Source organism: Spiroplasma sp. ChiS (assembly GCF_002968355.1).
Lineage (GTDB): Bacteria > Bacillota_I > Bacilli_A > Mycoplasmatales > Mycoplasmataceae > Spiroplasma > Spiroplasma citri.
Window position 1 is genome coordinate 1 of record NZ_PUUH01000022.1, and the last position, 3,198, is coordinate 3,198.

Genomic DNA, 3,198 nt, shown 5'->3' on the forward strand with positions numbered 1-3,198 from the left:
CAGAAAATAAGATTATTAATTTAGAAAGGCAAAAAACAAAAAATAAAAAATGTAAATATAACTTTGTATGAAAATGATATATTAAAAATGAAATTTATTACACAAAATACAGGTGCAAAATTATCAAGTTTTGTAAGAAAATGTATTAATGAAGAATATCAAAAAGTTATTAAAAACAAATAAAAAATTGCTTTTGAATAAAGCAATTGTGTTATAATAAAACTGTAAAATTTAAAATAAATAAAAATTTGGTGATAGTAAATTGTCTACTAAACAATTTACTATCGTGGAAACACTAGCGATAACTAGCGTTTCCAATGACAATTTTAACATATTTTACTGGGGTATTTTGTTTGTCCTTTTGATACTCTTGTGAAATATGTTAGAAAATTGCTTGTGGAGATAGTGCAGTTGTACTATTCTCTTTTTTATTTAGAAAGGAAAACAACAATTAAAAAATTACTAAGTATTTTAACAATAACTACGCTGACAGCGAGCATTCCCGCCCCGTTGCTTGCCAACAAAACACTAATTCGTGTTAAGCGCGATGTTGGGATGTCTAAATCAAACAAAGTTTATGTACCAATTAAAGAAAAAAATGGAATAACTGGAAAAATAAATTCCCTTGCAGTTGATAGTAAAGACAACATTTATTTTAGAACCAACAACAAGTAATAATTTAAAACAAATAAAAAAATATTTTAATTATTATTGTTTTTTTATTAAAAAAGAGTTATAAATAAGGTAGATAAAGCCTGAAAATGACCTTATCAGTACCAAATAATAACAATTTAATACAGAAAGAAGGTAATTAATTATGGGAACATTATTAAGTATTTTAGGTTCAATCGGAATTATCAGTAACGGAGCAGAAACAATAGCTAGTACTACTATAATTGAAAATAATGTAATTTCAGAAATAGAATTAGAAAATAATATTATTTTAGAAATAAAAACTGTCTTTCTTAAAGAATTAAATAGTAATTATGAAATAGTAAATATTTGACAAAATATTCCTTTATTTGAAGAAGAAAGTATATTAGCTGCTGAAATATTACCAACATCAAGTGTTGTTGAGGGTGGTATTCTTGCTGGTTCCTTAGGAACGGCGGTTGAAACTTTGGGTATTTCATTAGCAATTGGGGCAGCAATTTATGGTGGTTATTATGCTTATCAGCATTGAGATAGTGTCAAACATTTTGCTAGTGAAACACTAAAAACAACAGAAAGTTATATTGCATCAACAAGTAATTATTTAAAAAGTTGATGATCATTTTAATTATTTAAATTAATTTAAGCCAAATAATTTAACTTAGTTTTCCACAAAAAAACTCTTATAAAATAAGGGTTTTTTTACTGGTTTTTCTATCGTTGCTTTGTGGAATTATCATATCAATAACTTTAACAATGTTAGAACAAGCGGAATGAGACAACAAGATAACTTTAGATAAATTTAATTTTGCTAATATTCAATATAACTTAAATAGTACGACTTATGAAAACTTAAATAAATATTTAGATAATATTGAAATAAAAAGCAAAGAATTAAATTATCTTAGTCGGGTAATTGAAGTCTGCGGGTCTACCATTCGTGGAGCACAAAAAAAACCGAAGGAATTATTCAACAATTAACTAGTTCATTAATTGTTTTTGCGCAGTCAAAAATTAAAAACATTACTGCAAAAACAACAATTAAATTTGATAACACGAAACCACAAGCAATATTTATTATTTTCCCCAATGAAGAAAAAAGCACCTAYGACTTTATTTCCCTATTTATTACTGAAATTTATAGCAAATTAATTAATGACCTTGATAAAAGCAATCTTGCAAAATATCATCGTCCAATTTACTATATTTTAGATGAATTCGATAATTTCCCCAAAATAACCGTGATTAATCAAATGATAAGTGTTCTCAGCGGTCGTAATATTCATTTTATGCTTATCGTTCAGTCAATCGATCAACTTGACGAAAAATACAATATCGCCACAAGAAACAATATTTTTGCCAATATCACATACAAATACTATTTAATGAGCGGCAACAGCGAAACCCGCGAAACAATAGCTCGTGAAATGGGATACACCGAAATCACCGTTCAATCAACAAGCGAAAGTTTTGCCAAGCAAAACAATATRCTTGGCGGGGTTGCTTTATCACAAAATAAAATCAAGCGTGAGGTTATGAGTGCCGAAGAATTAGCAACTTTTCCCTTTGGCAGTGCTGTTATTATTTCCCAGCGTAACAAGCCTTATTTAACTACTTTTGATAACTTTTGAGATTTTACGCAGTTTAAGCCTAGTGAGTCAGTAAATGATGACAAAAAAACAATACTAAGTCGCGAACAAATCTTATATAATTTTATGCAAGCACAAAACAAAATTACAACTGATGAAAAATTATATCTAGAATAGAAAAGAGCAAAAATGACACAAGGTCAATTTACTTGCCCAAAATGTAACAACCAATATGAAATAGGATATGGTGATTAAAAACTGATGGAACAATTCCTTTTAAACTGCTATAAATGTAATAATTGTTCTTTTTGTGTTTCTTGTTGCAACTGTGTTAAAATTAAATAAAGTATTTATTTTATTTAATCTATTATGCTATTAATTTCTTTTATTAGTTTAAAAATTATTATTTATTTATAAAATACTTTAATTAATGAAAGGAATTTTTTATATGTACAGAAATTTTCAAAACAATCAATTATTTACAAAAGAAGTAGATGTTATTTTTGCTGATAAAGCAATGTTTAAAACAATTACTGACAAAAACAATATTCAACGCAATTTATTTTCATTTTATGTAAATGATGACGGACAAAATATTAAATGTGTTACTTGAAATGAAACTGCGGATAATTTAAACAAAGTATTTAATAAAGATATTAAAACAATTGAAATTAAATATCTTCACAAAAATAACAAAAACACTGACGAACTTGAATACAGTGTTAGAGAATTTAATATTATCAATTAAATTATGCTATATTAACCACGATGTATATAAAATACATCACCTTTAATAATTTAGGTTTAAATAAAACACCTTAGTAAAATAGGGTATTTTATTTTTTTAAATAAAATTAATGATAAATTTATTTGTCTGTTGTACAATGTAAATGTTAGCAACTAGACTGCTATTGACAATTAAAAACAGAAACACAAGAAATTTTGAACAAGTCTGTGT

Annotated in this window: 5 protein-coding genes; all 5 read left to right on the forward strand. The window is 26.3% G+C overall.

Going from position 1 to position 3,198, the window contains the following annotated elements:
* Window positions 1-411: 411 nt before the first annotated feature.
* Window positions 412-675, forward strand: coding sequence for a hypothetical protein (locus tag C6B38_RS01560; protein WP_146693253.1), 264 nt, complete (start codon window positions 412-414; stop codon window positions 673-675).
* 142 nt (window positions 676-817) lie between these two features.
* Window positions 818-1,279 (forward strand): hypothetical protein, encoded by a 462-nt coding sequence (locus C6B38_RS01565; protein ID WP_105298396.1) that lies wholly within the window; start codon window positions 818-820, stop codon window positions 1,277-1,279.
* Between the two features lie 128 nt (window positions 1,280-1,407).
* The gene (locus tag C6B38_RS01570) at window positions 1,408-1,632 is read left to right on the forward strand and encodes a hypothetical protein (RefSeq protein WP_105298397.1); all 225 of its coding nucleotides are present in this window, start codon (window positions 1,408-1,410) and stop codon (window positions 1,630-1,632) included.
* On the forward strand, window positions 1,629-2,417 hold the full coding sequence (locus C6B38_RS01575) for a type IV secretory system conjugative DNA transfer family protein (RefSeq protein ID WP_233485473.1): 789 nt from the start codon (window positions 1,629-1,631) through the stop codon (window positions 2,415-2,417). The genes C6B38_RS01570 and C6B38_RS01575 overlap by 4 nt, the downstream gene beginning before the upstream one ends.
* Before the next feature lie 271 nt (window positions 2,418-2,688).
* Entirely contained in the window at window positions 2,689-2,988 is a 300-nt protein-coding gene (locus tag C6B38_RS01580) for a hypothetical protein (protein ID WP_011310496.1), read from the forward strand.
* Window positions 2,989-3,198 lie beyond the last annotated feature (210 nt).